Genomic DNA, 18,011 nt, shown 5'->3' with positions numbered 1-18,011 from the left:
TGGCGGGCGGAGATACACAGCTTAGCCGCTCGCCCTGGCGTGTGAGGCCCCTGCCAGCAAATATGGCTGGCAAGATTACAACGCAAGAAAGCACAAGAAACCCCCTGCTGCCTCGCGTACACTCGCGCCCCCAGCCACGCCCCCGGAGACTGCCGTGAGCCCCATCGCTCTAGCCCGCCTGCTAACCCTTGCCGCCGTCTGGGGCGCGAGCTTCCTGTTCATGCGTATCATCGCGCCCGAACTGGGCACGGTGCCCACGGCGTTCTTCCGCGTGTCCATCGCCTGCCTGGGGCTGATCGCGATCGTGGCCGCTGCAGGTGTGCGCTGGGATTTCCAAGGCAAGCTGGGCGCTTGCCTGGTACTGGGCATGATCAACTCGGGCATCCCGGCAACCTTCTACTCGGTCGCAGCTCAAGTGCTGCCAGCCGGCTATTCAGCCATCTTCAATGCCACGACACCGTTGATGGGTGTACTGATCGGCGTGCTGTTCTTCAAAGAGCCCATGACCCTCGCCAAGCTGTGCGGCATTTTCCTGGGCCTGTTTGGCGTCGCCATTTTAAGTGGCGCCGGGCCGGTGGCACTGGACGCGGCCCTGCTGCAAGGTGCGCTGGCCTGCCTGGCGGCGACCACCTGCTATGGGTTTGCCGGTTTTCTGGCCCGGCGCTGGGTCGGCGGCCTGGACAGCCGCCTGTCGGCGCTGGGCAGCATGCTCGGCGCCACTTTGCTGCTCAGCCCTGTATTCGCCTGGAGCGCGCTCAGCCAGCCCCCTGCCAGTTGGGGCGGCTGGCAGGTGTGGCTGTCGCTGCTGGGCCTGGGGCTGCTGTGCACCGCCTTCGCCTACATCCTGTACTTCCGGCTGCTGGCGGAAATCGGCCCGGTCAAGGCCAGCACCGTGACCTTCCTGATCCCGGCGTTCGGGGTGCTGTGGGGGGCATGGCTACTGGATGAGCCGCTGTCCATGGCGCACCTGTACGGCGGCCTGCTGATCGGCGCGGCGCTGTGGCTGGTGCTGCGCCCGGCCCGCCGATGAGCAGCGGCTACCGCAAGGTGCTGTTCCGCCTGGCACAGGACGACAGCGGCTACCCACCGGCCTCGGTGGAAGGGCTGTGGGCACGGCCAGAACAGGGTGGCTACCGGGTCGACAGCATCCCTTTTCATGTCTATGGCGTCGCACCGGGCGACCTGGTCGCCGCCCGCGAGGAAGGGGCAGAAGCCTGGTTCGAAAGCGTCCTGCACAGTGGCGGTGGCTCGGTGTTCCGGGTAATTGTGAGGCCGCCGGAAACCCTGCAGCAGGTGCAGGCCGCATTGGTGGAGTTCGGTTGCATGTGCGAGGCGGAGAAGGCCGTGAGGATGCTGGCGGTGCACGTGTTGCCGGAGCAGGTGCCCGATACCCTGCTGTACTACCTGGTGACCCAGCGCGAAGCCGGCGTGCTCGATTTTGAAGAAGGCGTACTGCGCCATCGCATCCCTGACGATTTGCGCTAACCGCCGGCCCTGGCCATCAGGTGTGGCCTGGGCCGGCTGCGCAAGGGCTTAGAACAACCAGCGGTACAGCAGGTAGGCCACCACCACCGCCAGTACCGGCCGCAGAATGCGGTAGGCCTTGGGGTTGGCGCGTTTGAACTGCTTCACACGGGTGCTGATGCGGTTGCTGAAGCGCTTGCTCCAGGCGTAGGCCTGGTTGATCCCGCCTACGCGCTCTTCATCGGTGTTTTGCGGCGCAGTGGCGCGGCCCAGGAAAGCACTGACCTTGCGGTTGATACGCACCATCAGCGGGCTGCTGAGCGGGCGTTCGATGTCGCAGAACAGGATCACCCGGGTGACGTCGGTTTCGTTCTTGACCCAGTGCACATAGGTTTCATCGAACATGACGTCCTGGCCATCACGCCAGGCGTAAGGCTCGCCATCGACGTAGATGCGGCAGGCATCCGAATTGGGCGTGGACAGCCCCAGGTGGTAGCGTAGCGAGCCGGCAAACGGGTCGCGGTGCGGGTTGAGGTGGCTGCCACCCGGCAACAGGGCGAACATGGCGCCCTTGACGTTGGGGATGCTGCTGACCAGCTCCACGGTGCGTGGGCACAGGGCCTCGGCCGAAGGCAACGGCTTGTCGTACCACTTCAGGTAGAAGCGCTTCCAGCCTTTCTTGAAGAACGAACCGAAGCCGGCGTCGTTGTCCTTTTCGGCGGCACGGATGTAACCCTCGTCGAACAGGCGCATCGCCTCCTCGCGGATTTCCTGCCAGTTGTCCTTGAGCACGTCCAGTTCCGGGAAGCGCTGGCGGTCCAGGTACGGCTTGGATGGCACACCGGAAAACAGATACATCAGGCTGTTGTAGGGAGCAAACAGCGCCGAATGGTTGACGAACTGGCGCAGCACCGGCAGGCGCGCCTTGCCTCGCAGGTGCACGTACAGCACGCTGCCGAAGAACACCAGCAAGACACCCGCCTTGGCTGCAAAGGATAAGGTCATGCATCACTCCTAGGGGAAGGGACCGGCCCGGGCGGCCGCCCTCCTTAAAATCATCCCGCCATCATAAACCGATCCCGCCGAGGTAAAAACAACCTGGGCGGGATCTCACTCATGAAGATTGTGCAATGAAGCGCGCGAGAAAGTGTTGCGCCGGGTCAGCGCCAGGCGGCCTTACTGCTGGTTTTCCTGTTCACTGAACATATCGCTGAACAGCATGCTGGACAGGTACCGCTCACCGGAGTCAGGCAGGATCACCACCAGGGTCTTGCCCTGCATTTCGGGTTTTTCCGCCAGCCGCACCGCGGCAGCCATGGCGGCGCCGCAGGAGATACCACACAAGATACCCTCTTCCTGCATCAGACGAATGGCCATGGCCTTGGCTTCCTCGTCAGACACCGTCATCACCTGGTCGACGATGGACAGGTCGAGGTTCTTCGGCACGAAACCTGCGCCGATGCCCTGGATCTTGTGCGGCGTTGGGGTCAGCACTTCACCCGCCAGCGTCTGGGTGATCAGGGGTGACGACACAGGCTCGACGGCTACAGAAGTGATGGCCTTGCCCTGGGTGTGCTTGATGTAGCGCGACACACCGGTGATGGTACCGCCCGTGCCCACGCCGGCGACGATCACATCCACGGCGCCGTCGGTGTCGTTCCAGATTTCCGGGCCAGTGGTCTTTTCATGGATGGCCGGGTTGGCGGGGTTTTCGAACTGCCCTGGCAAGAAGTACTGCGCCGGGTCCGAAGCCACGATTTCGTTGGCTTTTTCGATGGCGCCCTTCATGCCTTTTGCAGGTTCTGTCAGCACCAGCTCGGCGCCCAGCGCCTTGAGCACCTTGCGCCGCTCCAGGCTCATGGACGCGGGCATGGTCAGCATCAGTTTGTAGCCACGGGCGGCGGCGACGAAAGCAAGGCCAATGCCGGTGTTGCCGGAGGTGGGTTCGACGATGGTCATGCCGGGCTTGAGCTTGCCGCTGCTTTCAGCGTCCCAGACCATGTTGGCGCCGATGCGGCACTTGACCGAGTAACCCGGGTTGCGCCCTTCGATCTTGGCCAGGATGGTCACGCCGCGCGGGGCGATGCGGTTGATCTGCACCAGCGGCGTATTGCCGATGGAATGGGCGTTGTCTGCGTAGATACGGCTCATGGCAGGGGTCCTTGGCATGAAGAGGCACAGAAAGGCTTCAAGGGTAAGCCGGTGCCGGCAGCCCGTAAAGCCTGTTCGAACTCACCTGCGCAGGCTGCGGTCAACCGCACATCCCGCCTTGGAGACACCGCCATGAGAGCCCGTTATCGCTGGCCGCTGATCGGCCTTGCCAGCTTCATCGTGCTGCTGGTGGCCCTGCACCTTGCCCTGCCCTACCTGGTGCGCGATTACCTCAACCAGAAACTTGCCGACATGGGCGACTACCGCGGCCAGGTGGCCGACGTGGACCTGGCTTGGTGGCGCGGTGCTTACACCATCAACGGGCTGCAGATCGTCAAGACCACCGGCAAGGTGCCGGTGCCACTGCTAAATGCCCCGGTCATCGACCTGTCGGTAAGCTGGCACGCCCTGTGGTACGACCATGCCGTGGTGGCAGAAGTGGCGTTCGTACGCCCCGAACTGAACTTCGTCGACGGCGGCAACAAGCAGAACTCCCAGACCGGCCAGGGCACCGACTGGCGTCAGCAGCTGGAAAAGCTGCTGCCGATCACCCTCAACGAAGTGCGCATCAACGACGGCGTGCTGACCTTCCGCAATTTCAATTCCAAACCCCCGGTCACCCTCAAGGCCACCGGCCTGCAGGCCAGCGTGCGCAACCTCACCAATATTCGCGACGAAGCCGGCCGGCGAGATGCCAGCTTCCAGGCCACGGCGCTGATTGCAGGGGATGCCAAGGTGGAGAGCCGCGCCACGTTCGACCCCTTCAGCGACTTTGACGATTTCGAATTCCGCTTGCGAGCTACCGGCATCGAGCTGCGCAAGCTCAATGACTTCGCCAGTGCCTACGGCAAGTTCGACTTCAAGGCCGGGCGCGGTGACGTGGTGATCGAGGCCCAGGCCACCAACGGCCGGCTGAACGGGTACATCAAGCCGCTGCTGCGCGACGTGGAGGTGTTCGACTGGCAACAAGACGTGCAGAACAAGGACAAAGGGGTGCTGCGCTCGGTATGGGAAGCGCTGGTCGGTGCCACGCAGACGGTGCTGAAAAACCAACCCAAGAACCAGTTCGCCACCCGCGTGGAGTTGAGCGGCAGCGTGCGCAAACAAGACATCAGCGCGTTCGAGGCGTTTCTGCAGATTCTGCGCAACGGCTTTGTACAGGCGTTCAATGCGCGGTACGAACGTGGCGCTCCGGATACCGACTGAGCGCCGTGACTGGCCATTCAGGGTCTGAATACCGGGTGTGCATTTGCAGCCAGGTAGGCCCGCGTTATAGTCGTGGGCTAATCACATATCGGTGTTGCCGGCAATCAGTACAGGCCCAACCACCCGCAGAGGACAATCCCATGAAGTTCGAAGGCACCCGCGATTACGTCGCCACAGACGACCTGAAACTGGCCGTGAACGCGGCCATTACCCTCGAACGCCCGCTGCTGGTCAAGGGCGAGCCGGGCACCGGCAAGACCATGCTCGCCGAGCAACTGGCGGCTTCATTCGGTGCGCGCTTGATTACCTGGCACATCAAGTCCACCACCAAGGCCCAACAGGGCCTGTACGAGTATGATGCGGTCAGCCGCCTGCGCGACTCGCAACTGGGCGTGGACAAGGTCCACGATGTGCGCAATTACCTGAAGAAGGGCAAGCTGTGGGAGGCGTTCGAGGCCCAGGAGCGGGTCATTCTGCTGATCGATGAAATCGACAAGGCCGACATCGAGTTCCCCAACGACCTGCTGCAAGAACTCGACAAGATGGAGTTCTACGTCTACGAGACGGATGAGACCATCAAGGCCACGCAGCGGCCGATCATCATCATTACCTCGAACAACGAAAAAGAACTGCCTGACGCCTTTCTGCGTCGCTGCTTCTTCCATTACATCGCCTTCCCCGACCGCAGCACCCTGCAGCAGATCGTCGATGTGCACTACCCCAACATCAGCCAGTCGCTGGTCAGCGAAGCGCTGGATGTGTTCTTCGACGTGCGCAAGGTGCCAGGCCTGAAAAAGAAGCCGTCCACCTCCGAACTGGTGGACTGGCTCAAGCTGCTGATGGCTGACAACATCGGCGAAGCCGTGTTGCGCGAGCGTGACCCCACCAAGGCCATCCCGCCGCTGGCCGGTGCGCTGGTCAAGAACGAGCAGGACGTGCAACTGCTGGAGCGCCTGGCCTTCATGAGCCGGCGCGGCAACCGCTGACGGAGCCGGGCCATGCTGCTCAACCTGTTCAATGAAATGCGCGCGGCCAAGGTGCCCGTTTCGGTACGCGAACTGCTCGACCTGCACCAGGCCCTGCAGCGGCACGTGGTGTTCGCCGACATGGACGAATTCTACTACCTGGCCCGTGCCATTCTGGTGAAGGACGAGCGCCATTTCGACAAGTTCGACCGCGCCTTCGCCGCCTACTTCAACGGCCTTGAGAACCTCGACAGGCACATCGAGGCGCTGATCCCCGAAGATTGGTTGCGCAAGGAATTCGAGCGTTCGCTGAGCGACGAGGAACGCGCGCAAATCCAGTCGCTGGGTGGCCTGGACAAGCTGATCGAAGCGTTCAAGCAGCGCCTTGAAGAGCAAAAGGAGCGCCACGCCGGCGGCAACAAGTGGATCGGCACCGGTGGCACCAGCCCGTTCGGCTCGGGTGGCTACAACCCCGAAGGCATCCGCGTGGGCGATGCCGGCAAGCGCCAGGGCAAGGCCGTGAAGGTGTGGGAGCAGCGCGAGTACCGCAACCTGGACGACCAGGTGGAACTGGGTACCCGCAACATCAAGCTGGCCCTGCGGCGGCTGCGCAAGTTCGCCCGGGAAGGTGCTGCAGAAGAGCTGGATATCGACGGCACCATCGACCACACCGCCCGCGATGCCGGCCTGCTGAACATCCAGATGCGCCCGGAGCGGCGCAATACGGTGAAGCTGCTGTTGCTGTTCGACATCGGTGGGTCGATGGATGCCCACGTCAAAGTGTGCGAGGAGCTGTTCTCGGCGTGCAAGACCGAGTTCAAGCACCTGGAGTACTACTACTTCCACAATTTTGTCTACGAGTCGGTGTGGAAGAATAACCTGCGCCGCACCTCGGAGCGGTATTCAACCTTTGATGTGCTGCACAAGTACGGCGATGACTACAAGGTGGTGTTCGTGGGGGACGCCGCCATGGCGCCTTATGAGATCACTCAGCCCGGCGGTAGCGTGGAACACTGGAACGAAGAGGCCGGCTATGTGTGGATGCAGCGCTTCATGGAGAAATTCAGGAAGATCATCTGGATCAACCCGTACCCCAGGCAGACCTGGGACTACACCGCGTCCACCCACTTGGTACGGGACTTGATCGAAGACAAGATGTACCCGCTGACCTTGCAGGGGCTGGAAGACGGGATGCGGTATTTGTCGAAGTGAGCGTTGGGGCTTGGGGCATGTGTTCGCTGCAACACGGTTTACGCCTATGAGATCGAGCGCCGCCGCGCGGCGCATCGCGAGCTGCGCTCGCTCCTACATTTTTTGGGCCAATTACGCTGCAATAACCGTAGGAGCGAGCAAAGCTCGCGATAGGGCCACAAGCCTTACAACCAACGGCCCAGGTAACGCTCCTGCTCACGCCAGGCCTCATCCTGCACCACCGGCCTGAACCGCACGCCCGCCCCTGGCATGCACTGCGCCAGCTGGGCCAGCGCAAGGGGCGTCAACGCCCCCAGCCGCGGATACCCGCCAATGGTCTGCCGGTCATTGAGCAATACGATCGGCTGGCCATCCGGCGGCACCTGCACCGCACCCAGCGGTATGCCTTCGGAAATCATCGGCGCGCCCTGATAGACCAGTTGCGGGCCTAACAGGCGAATGCCCATGCGGTCGGCCCGACTGTCGAGCGTCCACTCCCGGTTGAATGCCTCGAACAGGCTGGTACCACTGAAATCGCCAATTTGCGCGCCTATCACCATATCCAGCACGGGGTTTTGTGCAATGGGCGGGCGCTGCGCCAGCGGCACCTCGCGCAGCGGGGCGACAGTACCGGTAAACGTCAGGCACTGGCCTTTCACCAGTGCAGCACCCTGCCCGTCCACACCCCCCAGCCCTTCTCGCACCACGGTGGCACAACTACCCAGCACCGGCGTGCCGTGAAAACCGCCTGGGGCTGCCAGATAGGCCCGCACCCCGTTCCCGGGATGTTTGAAGCTGAGCCGCTGCCCCTTGGCCAGCCTGAAGCTGCGCCAAGGCTGCAGCGGCTCATCATCGATGCAGGCATGCAGGTGCGCGCCGGCCAGGGCCAGTACGCAATCCTGCCGGGCCTCGACGCAAAAACCTCCCAGCGCCACCTCGACCACCGGCGCGCCGAGCGCATTGCCCAGCAGCCAGTTGGCCCAGTACAGGGCCACCCAATCCAGCGCGCCGCCCTGGGTCACGCCCAGGTGACGTACCCCGAAGCGCCCGGCGTCTTGCAACTGGCACAGTGGCGTGCTGGCCAGGATCTGCAAATGATTCATGGCTGCGCCTCGTCATCGCCGCCCAACGCCAGGAACTGGCTGCGCGAAACCGGCACGAAACGCACGCGGTCACCGGGTTGCAGCAAGCTGAAGCCTTCACGCTCGCGGTCGAACAACCGCACCGGGGTACGCCCGATCAGGTTCCAGCCACCTGGCGATACCGCCGGGTACGCCGCCGTCTGGCGCTCAGCAATGCCCACGCTACCCGCCGCCACCTGCTTGCGCGGGGTGCTCAGGCGCGGGCTGGCCAGGCGTTCGTCCACCAGGCCCATGAAGCCGAAGCCGGGGGCAAAGCCCAGGGCGAACACAGGGTAATCACGTTCGCTGTGCACGCGAACCACCTCGGCTTCGCTCAACCCACTGCGGGCTGCCAGCACGGGGAGTTCGGGGCCGACACTGGCGTGGTACCACACCGGAATTTCATGCCGGCGGCCACCACTCCCGGCGTCTGGCTGCAGGCCGTCCAGCGCCTGGGCGATCAACATCCTCGCCTCGCTAGGTGGCAAGGCGAACTGCACCATCAAGGTGGTGTAGGAAGGCACGAGGTCCAACAGGTGCGTGCCAAATGCCGTACTCAAGCGCTGGCTGGCGGCTAGCATCCACGGCATATTGGCCTCCTCGATACGCTGGAACAGCCGCACCATCAGGGTGTCGATGGCGACGACCTCGATGCGCGGCGTCACCGAGCCCCCAGCGCATCGAGGGCCTGACGTATCTGCCGCACCGCTGCCACCGAACTGTCGTTGTCGCCGTGCACGCAGAGCGTGGTGGCCTCCAGGCACAGGGGGCTGCCGTCGTCTGCTACCAGCGTGTCCCCCCGGGCCAGGCTAACGGCCTGCTGCACTACCCGCGCCGGGTCGTGGTGCACAGCACCGGGCAAGCGGCGCGACACCAGGTGGCCGCTGGACGTATAGGCGCGGTCGGCGAATGCCTCGAACCACAATGGCACGCCGAGCTCATCACCCAAGGCCTGGGCGGGGCGATTGTCGGCGGTGGCCATCAGCACCAGCGGCAGGTCGCCGCTGTAGGCCGCCACAGCTTCCAGCACGGTACGCAGAACGAGCGGGTCGGCCATCATGTCGTTGTACAGCGCGCCGTGGGGCTTCACATAGGCCACACGCCCGCCCTGCACCTTGCAGATGCCGCCCAGCGCACCGATCTGGTAGTGCAGCAGGTCGCGGATTTCTTCCGGGCTGCAAGCCATGGAGCGGCGGCCAAAGCCGACCAGGTCCGGGTAGGCCGGGTGGGCGCCGATGCTCACCCCATGCTCCAGCGCCAGGGCCACGGTACGGCGCATGGTGCCCGGGTCGCCAGCGTGGTAGCCGCAGGCGATGTTGGCGCAATCGATGTAAGGCATCACCTCGGCATCCAGGCCCATGCGCCAGCTACCGAAACTCTCACCCATGTCACAATTGAGCAGCATGTGAAGCCTCCCGATACCTGACCGTCAGCGCCAACTTTCCTTCACGACCCGGCGGCGCCCACCCACGATCAACCAGCCAACGCCGAGCAATACGCTTTCCACCAGGAATGCGAGCACGAACCCGCCCCCCACGCCCCAGCCGATCGCCTCAGGGGCCAACACGATCTGGTAGGTGTAGCCATTGAGGGTTTCTTCGCGCAGCTGCGGGTCGGCCTGCACCAGCACATGCCAGGTGCGCTGCGCCCACGACCCTTGCAGGGCCTGCCATTCGGTTTCCAGCAACTGGTTGCGGATCATCAGGCTTTCGATGCTGTTGGCATCGCTGTTGAACACCGGGTCGTCGCTGCTGCGGTAGTGCCGCAGCAGGGCTTGCAGGTCGCCATTGAAGAAGCGCTCGGCTGTCTGGCGGAAACCGTCCAGCGCCTCGCGGGACTCGAACAGGTGCGCCTCGACACGCTGGCTATAGTCCTTGACCAATCCCGGGACCTGGATACCGACCAGCAGGCCGAAGGTGAACAGCAGCAACCGCAGGTAACTTCTGAACATGCAGCGTCCTTAGCTTTGGCCGTGCGCGGTGCACTCTCCGTGCCGCCACAGGGCCCATTGACCTGGCTCGTAACGGTTCCAGGTCTCGTTCTCGGTCAAGGCCTCGGTGGCGATCACCGTGACCACGTCATTGGGGGTGGTTTGGGTATGGAAATCGACGATCAGGTCGACATCCTTCAACCGGGCCGCCCCAAAGGGCGCCCGGCGGGTGATGTGCACCAGCTTGGTGGAGCAGAAACAGAACAGCCAGTCCCCGTCACTGAGCATGCAGTTGAACACCCCCAGGCGGCGGTAACCGGCACAGGCTTCGACCAGCACCGGCAACAGCTGTTCAACCGGCACGGGGTCGGGGAAGGCGCTGCGCACGCGGTTGAGCAGGTCGCAGAAGGCCGCTTCGCTGTCGGTGTCGCCCACCGGCCGATAGAAACCATTGCCGCCCTTGAAATCACCCAGCTGACCGTTGTGCGCAAAGCACCAGTTGCGGCCCCACATTTCCCGCACGAAGGGGTGGGTATTGGCCAGGCAGACCTTGCCCACGTTGGCCTGGCGAATATGGCCGATCACCACCTCGCTCTTGATCGGGTAGCGCTGCACCAGGTTGGCCACCTCCGACTCGCTGCTGGCGGCCGGGTCCTGGAACAGGCGCAGGCCACGCCCTTCATAGAAGCCAATGCCCCAACCGTCACGGTGCGGGCCGGTACGCCCACCGCGCTGCATCAGGCCGGTGAAGCTGAATACGATATCGGTGGGAACGTTGGCACTCATGCCCAGCAGTTCGCACATGGCTATGTCTCCGCTTACAAACGGGGCTCGACCCGGCCACCGCCCTGTGGGGCGGCTGGCGCGGGGTCGCGGTAACGGTCGTGGCGCTCCGCAGCCAACGGTGCCTGCGCAGCAAGCTGCTCGTCTTCAGCCGCCTCGCGCTGGGCGGCTGCTTCTGCGCGCAGGCGGCGCTCACGGGCGCGTTTTTCCAGCGGCCAGCGCAGCAGCACGAAGACGCCATACAAGATAAAGGCGATGAGCCCGTACATGGCGAAGTCCGACACCGCCCGCCAGGCGTTGTTGCCGACCTTGAAGGCGACGTCCAGGGCGGTGATGGCGATGGCCGGGGCGAAGTTGTCCTTCACCGGGTCGACCACAGTCGGGGTGAACAGCAACACGGCCAGTACCACCAGCAGCGGCTCGCGCAGCCAGCGCCACATCCAGGCGGTGAGCTTGAAGCCCACCAGCAGGCAACCCAGGGCCGCCACTGCGTACAGGCCCCAGGCAAGGGTGTAGTCGTTCTCGATCATGGTGTGGGTGCAAGCCAGGCAAATAGATGCCTATGATAAACACTTTTCCGGGCGCAGACAGCGTCTCCCTGTTTCGGCCAAGAGATCCCCAATGCCCAGCAAGCCACAGCCGCCCATCGCCCGCGCCGACCATGCCGCCGACCCGTACGCCTGGCTGCAACAGCGCGACACCCCTGAAGTGCTCGCCTACCTGCACGCCGAAAACGACTACCAGCAAGCCTGCCTGGCAGACCAGGCGCCCCTGCGCGAGCAGCTGTTCGAAGAAATAAAGGGCCGCATCCAGGAAACCGACCTGTCGCTGCCCACCCCTTGGGGGCCGTACCTGTACTACACCCGCACCACGGCAGGGGATGAATACCCACGCCACTACCGCTGCCCGCGCCCTGCCGAAGATTCCAACACCGTCGACCAGGCCCAGGAGCAACTGCTGCTCGACCCCAACGCCCTGGCAGACGGCGGCTTCCTGTCGCTGGGCGCCTTCAATGTCAGCCCGGACCACCGCCTGCTGGCCTATAGCCTGGACACCAGCGGCGACGAAATCTACACCCTCTACGTGAAGGACCTCGCCACCGGCGCGCTCACCACCCTGCCCTTCGAAGAGTGCGACGGCAGCCTGACCTGGGCCAACGACAGCCAGACGCTGTTCTTCGCCGAGCTTGATGACACCCATCGCCCCTGGCGCCTGCGCCGCCACACGCTGGGTAGCGATGCGGCGCACACGGTGTTCGAAGAGCCAGACGGGCGGTTCTTCCTGCATTGCTACCGCACCAGTTCCGAACGCCAGCTGGTGCTGCTGCTGGGCAGCAAGACCACCAGCGAAGCCTGGGTGCTGGATGCCGATACCCCGCAGCAGCCCTTCACCTGCCTGGCACCACGCGAAGAAGGCCACGAATACTTCCCCGACCACGGCCAGCTGGACGGTGAGTGGCGCTGGTTCATCCGCACCAACCAGGACGGCATCAACTTCGCCCTGTACCACGCCCCGTCTACGCCAGTGCCTGGCCGTGACGCCTGGCAGCAACTGGTCGCGCACCGTGACGACATCATGCTGGAGGGGCTGAGCCTGAATGCCGAGGCGCTCACCCTGAGCCTGCGCGAGGGTGGCTTGCCCATCATCGAAGTACGCCCTCAGGGCCTGCCTGCCTACCGGGTGCAGTTGCCTGACGCTGCCTATAGCCTGTACGTGCAGGACAGCCTGGAATTCGCCAGCCCGCGCCTGCGCTTGCGCTACGAAGCACTCAACCGCCCGGCCCAGGTGCGCCAGCTGGAACTGGCCGACGGTGCCCAGGTGGTGCTCAAGCAAACCCCGGTACTGGGGCGCTTCGATGCTGACGACTATGTCAGCGAACGCCTGTGGGCCACCGCAGCGGACGGTACCCGGGTGCCGATCAGCCTGGTGCGTCGCCGTCAGGACCTGGGCCGCACGGTACCGTTGTACCTGTACGGTTATGGCGCCTACGGCGAGAGCCTGGACCCGTGGTTTTCCCACGCGCGGCTGAGCCTGCTTGAGCGCGGCGTGGCCTTTGCCATTGCCCACGTGCGCGGCGGCGGTGAACTGGGTGAGGCCTGGTACCGCGCCGGCAAGCAGGCGCACAAGCACAACACCTTCAGTGACTTCATTGCCTGTGCCGAACACCTGATTGGCGAAGGCGTGACGGCCAGCGACCGGCTGGCCATCAGTGGCGGCAGTGCGGGTGGCCTGTTGATCGGTGCTGTGCTGAACCTGCGCCCCGACCTGGTGCGTTGCGCCATTGCCGAGGTGCCGTTCGTCGACGTGCTCAACACCATGCTCGACCCCGAGCTGCCGCTGACGGTGACCGAGTACGATGAATGGGGCAACCCGCAGGAGCCGCAGGTGTACGAGCGGATCAAGGCCTATGCCCCCTACGAGAACGTGAAGGCACAAGCCTACCCCGCCATGCTGGTAGTGGCCGGCTACAACGACAGCCGCGTGCAGTATTGGGAGGCCGCCAAATGGGTGGCGCGCCTGCGTACCTGCAAGACCGACAGCCACCTGCTGCTGCTCAAGACCGAGATGGGCGCTGGCCACGGCGGTATGAGCGGGCGCTACCAGGGGCTGAAGGACGTGGCGCTGGAATATGCGTTCGTGCTGGGTGAGCTGGGGGTATAGCCGGCACCTGCCGGCGTTGTGATCACTTCCCGGGCGTCACGGGTTTGTCTGCCTCCTGGCGCAAACCCGGCAGCGGTTGGTCCTTCGGCGGCCCGGGCACGGGCATCGGCGGCAGCAGCGGCGCCCCTGGTTCAGGGTCGTAGGCCTTGGGCGGGCTGCTTGGGGTGATCTGCGGGTAGGGCGTTGGGGTTGGCGTGCCGGGTGCGCCGGGCACCGGCGTGCTCAACCTGGGCGGCGTGCTGGCGGCTTCGGCCAACGGCACGCCTGCCAGCATTGTCATGGCGAGGATCGCAGCGAGCATCAGCAACCTCCTGTCTAGAAACTTCCTACAGGCTACGCTGATATTGCGGTTTGTGCCTGTCCGTCAGCCCCGCAAGCGCGCTAGACTCGGTGGCATAACCGTCACCTGCCTGATAAGAACGAAGGAAACACCATGACCTCCTCCACTTCCGCCGCCACTGCGCGCCTGGACCGTATTCTGGCCGATGCCAAGCGCGACAAGGAAATGGGCTACCGCGACAAGGCCCTGAGGATGTACCCCCACGTGTGCGGCCGCTGCGCCCGGGAATTTGCCGGCAAGCGCCTGAGCGAGCTGACGGTGCACCACCGCGACCACAACCACGACAACAACCCGCAGGACGGCTCCAACTGGGAGCTGCTGTGCCTGTACTGCCACGACAACGAACATTCGCGCTACACCGACCAGCAATACTTCAGCGAAGGCTCCACCAGCACCCCCAGCATCGCCAAGGCCACCCACAACCCGTTCGCCGGCCTGGCTGGCCTGCTGAAGAAGGACTGACCATCGAGCCCCCGCTACGGCCGGGCAGCCCGTATAATCGCGCTTTTTTGCGAAGGGCCCCGGTACGTGGCTAACAAACGATACAGTTGCATTGGCCTGTTCAACCCCAAGTCGGCCGAAAATGTTGGCTCGGTCATGCGGGCAGCAGGCTGCTACGGGGTCAACTCGGTGTTCTATACCGGCAAGCGCTACGAGCGCGCCCGTGACTTCGTCACCGACACCAAGCGTGTGCACTACGACATCCCACTGATCGGCATCGACGACCTGCAACGCATCATCCCGCTAGGCTGCACGCCTGTGGCGGTCGAACTGGTGGAGGGCGCCCGCCCGCTGCCCGAATACACCCACCCAGACCGCGCCCTCTACATCTTTGGCCCCGAAGACGGCAGCCTCAGTGCCGAGGTACGTGCATGGTGCGAAGAAACCATCTACATCCCTACTGAAGGCTGCATGAACCTGGCAGCGACCGTGAACGTGGTGCTGTATGACCGCCTGGCCAAAGGGCTCAACACCCGCTCGGGGCCCAAGTTCAAGTAGGCGCACGTGCCGCTGGCGAGGCTGCCCGGCAACCCGACTGAACGACGCCAAGGGCAGGCGGGTCAGCTGCATACACTTCACAAGGAGGGCTTGCCATGCTTGATAACCATGCTATTGCGCCATCAAAGGACCAGAACGTTCACGGCATCGAGCGCGTCAGCTCGCTGGCGGGTGGGGCGCTGATGGTCACCCGGGGGCTGCGTCAGGGCGGTGTGCTTGGGCTGCTGAAGGTAGCTGTGGGCGGCCTGGCGCTGGCCCGGGGCCTGAGCGGCCACTGCGCCACCAAGGCCTGGCTGCAGCGCAACCGCCAGGAATACAACCGGCTGCGTACAGACCTGCAACGCAGCGGTGCCGAGCTGGAGGCCTTGAAAGACAGCGCCAAAGCGGCTACTGAAGGCGTCACGGTCACCGGCAAGGACCCTGTGGCTGATACCTGACGCGTCGGGCGTGGTGCCTTTAACGCAAGGCCTTGCTCTGTAACACGTCGGAGCTGCGCCCCAGCACGTTCTCGCTGATCTTCACGAACTCCTCCTTGCTGACGCTTGGCAGGCGCATCAAACCGCGCGCCACGTCATCGAGAGAACGCTTGGCCTGGGTATGGATGCGGATTTCCTTGTCCAGGGCCTGCAGCAACATCACGCCCCGCGCAACCTGGGCGGGGCTGGCCTGGTCACCCTTGAGTGTGGTGACCTTGGCGCCCTGCTTGCTGAGCCGCGCCTGCCAGGCCTGATAACGGTCGTCGCTCATGCCACCAGACCGGCGCAGCAGTTCGCTGGCGTAGTAATCCGTCAGGCTCTCCACCAGCCAGTCACTGCCGTCGCGTGCGCGAATCTGGGTAAACAGCTGCACGACCTCGCGCAACAATGGACTGCTGCCGTTCTCGCTGACCATTGGCCTGCCGCTGTGCAGGTACAACGAGCCATGGGCCGCCATTGCCCCGCGCCACATGCCGTCCCGGGCACCGACCACCAACAGTTTGGGTGGGTTGCGCGGGAACGTCGCCTGCAGCTGTGGCCATACAAAGGTGAGCAAGGTCAGGCTGTCCATGCGCCGCATACCCTGCCCCACGGGCGCTGCCACGGTCACATCGGTGTCGCCCAGGCGGGCGCGGCGGCTGCCCAGGTCACCGGCCAGTACCCAGCCCGTCGGGCGATCGAACAGCCGCGAGCTGTCGTCGATACGAAACTTGTGCTTGCCAATACGCGGCCAGGCGGTTTCAACGCTTTTCCAGCCCTCGGGCAGGTCGAAGGTGAGCCGCGCGACCAGTTCGGTGCCGTCCTGCTGGTCGAGATGCGCAGGTGGAATCAGCTGATCGCCCTGGAACAGCGCCCAGTGCGGGGTGATCCTGGCACCATAGGCGCCGTTGCTGTGCTTCTGGTCCAGTTGCACGCGGTAGCTGAGGCTGGTCTTGCCGGAGGCCGGTTGCCACACACCGTGCTGGCCACGCAGCTGCCACTGGCCGTCGGCCTGGAAACCGCTGTACGCGCCGAGCTTGCCCAGGTCGAAATCCAGGCTGCGCACAGCACTGCCGTCAGCCAGGGTGACGCGAACTTCGGCCTGGCCGCTGGCGGGCATCAAGCGTACCTGGTAGTCCAGGTCGACCTTTTTCGCCCAGGCGGGTGTGGCGGCCAGCAGGCCCAACAGCAACAACGGGTGGCAACGCATAACACAACTCCTTGTCCCCCGCCGCAGCGAGGCTGCGCCGTTAACTGGCGCGGAAAATCAGGTGGTCTTCCCAGTCATCTTCGTGCACGGCCTGCTCACTGAGCATACGCCCAGCCTGGGAGATGCGCTGTTCGTGCACCTGCTGGCGGTCGCCGCAAACCAGGTGATGCCATGCCGGCAGGTCCTTGCCTTCGCTGACCAGCCGGTAACCGCAGGTGCTGGGCAGCCAGCGGAACTGGTCGGCCTTGCCCGGGGTAAGCTGGATGCAATCAGGTACGTGGGCAAAGCGGTTGGGATAATCGCTGCACTGGCAGGTGTTCAGGTCCAGCAACTTACAGGCGATGCGCGTGTAATAGACGCTGTTGTCGTCTTCATCCTCAAGCTTTTGCAGGCAGCACAGCCCGCAGCCATCGCACAGCGATTCCCACTCTTGCAGGCTGAGTTGTTCAAGGGTTTTACCACGCCAGAACGGCGCGTTTTCAGCGTTCATCCCACGGTTTTCCTGCATTAGGGCAGCTACAAGCTGCAAGCTAGAAGCTGCAAGCAAAGGCAGCGCGCACGGCTTTGTCTTGCCGCTTGCAGCTTGTAGCTTGCAGCTATCCTTAGTAGCCGCGAGCGAAGTCGACTTCACCGCGCAGCGCCTGGCCGGAGCCATAAGCTCGCACATTTTCGACGAACAACCGCACCATCGCGGCAGGTGAGGTCGGCGCCGAGCTGTGGCCGGTCAGCAACAGGCCCCAGGCGGTCCAGAATGGGTGCTGCCGGGGCAACGGCTCCTGGCGGCACACATCGATCACCGCACCGGCCAGGTGGCCCTGCTTCAAGGCCTCAACCAGGTCGCCATCGACCACCGACACACCACGCCCGGCATTGATGAACAACGCCGTGGGCCGGAAGCGCCTGAACATGGCCGCGTCATAGATATCATGGGTGGCCGGTGTATCGGGCAGCAAGTTCAATACATAGTCCACCTCGCCCACCAGGCGTGGCAGGTCCTCAAGCGCCGCAACCTCGACGAACGGCGCCTGCTCCCGGGCGCTACTCGCTACGCCGTAGAGCACCACACCAAACGGCTGCAGAAACGCCGCCACGCGCTGGCCGATATCACCGGTGCCCACCACCAGCACCTTGCGCCCTTCGAGGGAACAGCCCTGACGGTCATCCCAGCGCCGCTCCACCTGGCTGACCAGGCGCGACAAGACCTCCCGCTCATGCCCCAGCATGTAGGTCAGCATGTACTCAGCCATCACCTGGCCGAAAATGCCCACTGCCCGGGTGAGGCGGTAGCTGCGTGGCAGGCCCAGCGCCAGCAGCGGCGTGATCCCGGCCCAGGTGGTCTGCACCCATTGCGGCACATGGCCCTGGCGCAGCAGGCTGGCCAGCAGGTCCGGCTGGCCCAGCCACACCGGGCACTGCGCAGCAAAGCGCGACAGTTGCGCGGAGTCACCGCTGGTCAGCACTTCAAGGTCAGGTGCGGCCTGGGCCAGCAGTTCGGCATAACGCGCATGCTTATGCTCGGCAATCAGTACACGCAT

At 64.2% G+C, this 18,011-nt stretch carries 21 protein-coding genes; 9 read left to right on the top strand and 12 right to left on the bottom strand.

Going from position 1 to position 18,011, the window contains the following annotated elements; all coding sequences use genetic code 11:
• The first annotated feature begins 154 nt into the window (after nt 1-154).
• The gene (locus tag IAE38_RS15680) at nt 155-1,030 is read left to right on the top strand and encodes a DMT family transporter (protein WP_060481352.1); all 876 of its coding nucleotides are present in this window, start codon (nt 155-157) and stop codon (nt 1,028-1,030) included.
• A complete protein-coding gene (locus IAE38_RS15675) occupies nt 1,027-1,485 on the top strand; it encodes a DUF4265 domain-containing protein (RefSeq protein ID WP_201218239.1) in 459 nt (152 codons plus the stop codon). Before IAE38_RS15680 ends, IAE38_RS15675 begins: the two co-directional genes overlap by 4 nt.
• Nucleotides 1,486-1,533: 48 nt before the next feature.
• On the opposite strand, the gene IAE38_RS15670 is transcribed toward IAE38_RS15675, so the two are convergent.
• Both IAE38_RS15670 and cysK read right to left on the bottom strand, forming a co-directional pair.
• Nucleotides 1,534-2,469 (bottom strand): aspartyl/asparaginyl beta-hydroxylase domain-containing protein, encoded by a 936-nt coding sequence (locus IAE38_RS15670; protein WP_028635431.1) that lies wholly within the window; start codon nt 2,467-2,469, stop codon nt 1,534-1,536.
• A 171-nt stretch (nt 2,470-2,640) separates the two neighbouring features.
• Nucleotides 2,641-3,615: a cysteine synthase A gene (gene cysK / locus IAE38_RS15665; protein ID WP_060481351.1), complete on the bottom strand. Its 975-nt coding sequence runs from the start codon at nt 3,613-3,615 to the stop codon at nt 2,641-2,643.
• A gap of 132 nt (nt 3,616-3,747) precedes the next feature.
• On the opposite strand from cysK, the gene IAE38_RS15660 reads away from it, so the two are divergent.
• The 3 genes from IAE38_RS15660 (at nt 3,748) to IAE38_RS15650 (ending at nt 6,998) form a co-directional block, all read left to right on the top strand.
• Nucleotides 3,748-4,821, top strand: coding sequence for a DUF748 domain-containing protein (locus tag IAE38_RS15660; RefSeq protein ID WP_201218238.1), 1,074 nt, complete (start codon nt 3,748-3,750; stop codon nt 4,819-4,821).
• Between the two features lie 140 nt (nt 4,822-4,961).
• A complete protein-coding gene (locus IAE38_RS15655; protein ID WP_028635428.1) occupies nt 4,962-5,807 on the top strand; it encodes an AAA family ATPase in 846 nt (281 codons plus the stop codon).
• A gap of 12 nt (nt 5,808-5,819) precedes the next feature.
• Nucleotides 5,820-6,998 carry a vWA domain-containing protein gene (locus IAE38_RS15650; RefSeq protein WP_201218237.1) on the top strand — a complete coding sequence of 393 codons (1,179 nt, stop codon included), beginning with the start codon at nt 5,820-5,822 and terminating at the stop codon, nt 6,996-6,998.
• Between the two features lie 164 nt (nt 6,999-7,162).
• Here IAE38_RS15650 and IAE38_RS15645 read toward each other — a convergent pair whose 3' ends face one another.
• Genes IAE38_RS15645 through IAE38_RS15620 form a run of 6 tightly spaced genes read right to left on the bottom strand, consistent with a single transcriptional unit; the run spans nt 7,163 to nt 11,341 of the window.
• Nucleotides 7,163-8,080, bottom strand: coding sequence for a biotin-dependent carboxyltransferase family protein (locus IAE38_RS15645; protein WP_201218236.1), 918 nt, complete (start codon nt 8,078-8,080; stop codon nt 7,163-7,165).
• On the bottom strand, nt 8,077-8,763 hold the full coding sequence (pxpB, locus tag IAE38_RS15640; RefSeq protein WP_201218235.1) for a 5-oxoprolinase subunit PxpB: 687 nt from the start codon (nt 8,761-8,763) through the stop codon (nt 8,077-8,079). The genes IAE38_RS15645 and pxpB overlap by 4 nt, the downstream gene beginning before the upstream one ends.
• Complete coding sequence (locus IAE38_RS15635; protein ID WP_201218233.1) at nt 8,760-9,503, bottom strand: 5-oxoprolinase subunit PxpA; 744 nt, start codon at nt 9,501-9,503, stop codon at nt 8,760-8,762. The genes pxpB and IAE38_RS15635 overlap by 4 nt, the downstream gene beginning before the upstream one ends.
• A 24-nt stretch (nt 9,504-9,527) precedes the next feature.
• Nucleotides 9,528-10,049 carry a DUF2937 family protein gene (locus IAE38_RS15630; RefSeq protein ID WP_201218232.1) on the bottom strand — a complete coding sequence of 174 codons (522 nt, stop codon included), beginning with the start codon at nt 10,047-10,049 and terminating at the stop codon, nt 9,528-9,530.
• 9 nt (nt 10,050-10,058) lie between these two features.
• Nucleotides 10,059-10,832: a class II glutamine amidotransferase gene (locus tag IAE38_RS15625; protein ID WP_201218231.1), complete on the bottom strand. Its 774-nt coding sequence runs from the start codon at nt 10,830-10,832 to the stop codon at nt 10,059-10,061.
• A 14-nt stretch (nt 10,833-10,846) separates the two neighbouring features.
• On the bottom strand, nt 10,847-11,341 hold the full coding sequence (locus tag IAE38_RS15620; protein ID WP_028635421.1) for a hypothetical protein: 495 nt from the start codon (nt 11,339-11,341) through the stop codon (nt 10,847-10,849).
• Between the two features lie 91 nt (nt 11,342-11,432).
• Here IAE38_RS15620 and IAE38_RS15615 point away from each other — a divergent pair, with 91 nt between their 5' ends.
• Nucleotides 11,433-13,472 carry a S9 family peptidase gene (locus tag IAE38_RS15615; protein ID WP_201218230.1) on the top strand — a complete coding sequence of 680 codons (2,040 nt, stop codon included), beginning with the start codon at nt 11,433-11,435 and terminating at the stop codon, nt 13,470-13,472.
• A gap of 22 nt (nt 13,473-13,494) precedes the next feature.
• On the opposite strand, the gene IAE38_RS15610 is transcribed toward IAE38_RS15615, so the two are convergent.
• On the bottom strand, nt 13,495-13,773 hold the full coding sequence (locus tag IAE38_RS15610) for a hypothetical protein (protein ID WP_028635419.1): 279 nt from the start codon (nt 13,771-13,773) through the stop codon (nt 13,495-13,497).
• Between the two features lie 132 nt (nt 13,774-13,905).
• Here IAE38_RS15610 and IAE38_RS15605 point away from each other — a divergent pair, with 132 nt between their 5' ends.
• The 3 genes from IAE38_RS15605 to IAE38_RS15595 all read left to right on the top strand — a co-directional run bounded on the left by IAE38_RS15605 (nt 13,906) and on the right by IAE38_RS15595 (nt 15,248).
• Nucleotides 13,906-14,274, top strand: coding sequence for a YajD family HNH nuclease (locus IAE38_RS15605; protein WP_028635418.1), 369 nt, complete (start codon nt 13,906-13,908; stop codon nt 14,272-14,274).
• Between the two features lie 66 nt (nt 14,275-14,340).
• Nucleotides 14,341-14,811 carry an RNA methyltransferase gene (locus IAE38_RS15600; RefSeq protein WP_028635417.1) on the top strand — a complete coding sequence of 157 codons (471 nt, stop codon included), beginning with the start codon at nt 14,341-14,343 and terminating at the stop codon, nt 14,809-14,811.
• 95 nt (nt 14,812-14,906) lie between these two features.
• Nucleotides 14,907-15,248 carry a YgaP family membrane protein gene (locus tag IAE38_RS15595; RefSeq protein WP_201218228.1) on the top strand — a complete coding sequence of 114 codons (342 nt, stop codon included), beginning with the start codon at nt 14,907-14,909 and terminating at the stop codon, nt 15,246-15,248.
• A 19-nt stretch (nt 15,249-15,267) separates the two neighbouring features.
• Here the strand turns inward: IAE38_RS15595 and IAE38_RS15590 are convergent, their stop codons facing one another.
• The 3 genes from IAE38_RS15590 to IAE38_RS15580 form a co-directional block, all read right to left on the bottom strand.
• Complete coding sequence (locus IAE38_RS15590; protein ID WP_201218227.1) at nt 15,268-16,476, bottom strand: hypothetical protein; 1,209 nt, start codon at nt 16,474-16,476, stop codon at nt 15,268-15,270.
• A gap of 40 nt (nt 16,477-16,516) precedes the next feature.
• Nucleotides 16,517-16,966 carry a YcgN family cysteine cluster protein gene (locus IAE38_RS15585; RefSeq protein WP_060481342.1) on the bottom strand — a complete coding sequence of 150 codons (450 nt, stop codon included), beginning with the start codon at nt 16,964-16,966 and terminating at the stop codon, nt 16,517-16,519.
• A 112-nt stretch (nt 16,967-17,078) separates the two neighbouring features.
• A complete protein-coding gene (locus IAE38_RS15580) occupies nt 17,079-18,011 on the bottom strand; it encodes a D-2-hydroxyacid dehydrogenase (RefSeq protein ID WP_201218226.1) in 933 nt (310 codons plus the stop codon).

The organism is Pseudomonas sp. S32, from assembly GCF_016648095.1.
In the GTDB taxonomy this organism is placed as follows: Bacteria; Pseudomonadota; Gammaproteobacteria; order Pseudomonadales; family Pseudomonadaceae; genus Aquipseudomonas; species Aquipseudomonas parafulva.
This window is presented reverse-complemented; position numbering and strand designations above follow the sequence as displayed.

Coding starts and splice junctions, on each gene's coding strand:
- IAE38_RS15675 (WP_201218239.1), top strand. CDS start 1,027: ATGAGCAGCGGCTACCGCAAGGTGCTGTTCCGCCTGGCACAGGACGAC.
- IAE38_RS15670 (WP_028635431.1), bottom strand. CDS start 2,469: ATGACCTTATCCTTTGCAGCCAAGGCGGGTGTCTTGCTGGTGTTCTTC.
- cysK (WP_060481351.1), bottom strand. CDS start 3,615: ATGAGCCGTATCTACGCAGACAACGCCCATTCCATCGGCAATACGCCG.
- IAE38_RS15660 (WP_201218238.1), top strand. CDS start 3,748: ATGAGAGCCCGTTATCGCTGGCCGCTGATCGGCCTTGCCAGCTTCATC.
- IAE38_RS15655 (WP_028635428.1), top strand. CDS start 4,962: ATGAAGTTCGAAGGCACCCGCGATTACGTCGCCACAGACGACCTGAAA.
- IAE38_RS15650 (WP_201218237.1), top strand. CDS start 5,820: ATGCTGCTCAACCTGTTCAATGAAATGCGCGCGGCCAAGGTGCCCGTT.
- IAE38_RS15645 (WP_201218236.1), bottom strand. CDS start 8,080: ATGAATCATTTGCAGATCCTGGCCAGCACGCCACTGTGCCAGTTGCAA.
- IAE38_RS15635 (WP_201218233.1), bottom strand. CDS start 9,503: ATGCTGCTCAATTGTGACATGGGTGAGAGTTTCGGTAGCTGGCGCATG.
- IAE38_RS15630 (WP_201218232.1), bottom strand. CDS start 10,049: ATGTTCAGAAGTTACCTGCGGTTGCTGCTGTTCACCTTCGGCCTGCTG.
- IAE38_RS15625 (WP_201218231.1), bottom strand. CDS start 10,832: ATGTGCGAACTGCTGGGCATGAGTGCCAACGTTCCCACCGATATCGTA.
- IAE38_RS15620 (WP_028635421.1), bottom strand. CDS start 11,341: ATGATCGAGAACGACTACACCCTTGCCTGGGGCCTGTACGCAGTGGCG.
- IAE38_RS15615 (WP_201218230.1), top strand. CDS start 11,433: ATGCCCAGCAAGCCACAGCCGCCCATCGCCCGCGCCGACCATGCCGCC.
- IAE38_RS15610 (WP_028635419.1), bottom strand. CDS start 13,773: ATGCTCGCTGCGATCCTCGCCATGACAATGCTGGCAGGCGTGCCGTTG.
- IAE38_RS15605 (WP_028635418.1), top strand. CDS start 13,906: ATGACCTCCTCCACTTCCGCCGCCACTGCGCGCCTGGACCGTATTCTG.
- IAE38_RS15595 (WP_201218228.1), top strand. CDS start 14,907: ATGCTTGATAACCATGCTATTGCGCCATCAAAGGACCAGAACGTTCAC.
- IAE38_RS15590 (WP_201218227.1), bottom strand. CDS start 16,476: ATGCGTTGCCACCCGTTGTTGCTGTTGGGCCTGCTGGCCGCCACACCC.
- IAE38_RS15585 (WP_060481342.1), bottom strand. CDS start 16,966: ATGAACGCTGAAAACGCGCCGTTCTGGCGTGGTAAAACCCTTGAACAA.
- IAE38_RS15580 (WP_201218226.1), bottom strand. CDS start 18,011: ATGCGTGTACTGATTGCCGAGCATAAGCATGCGCGTTATGCCGAACTG.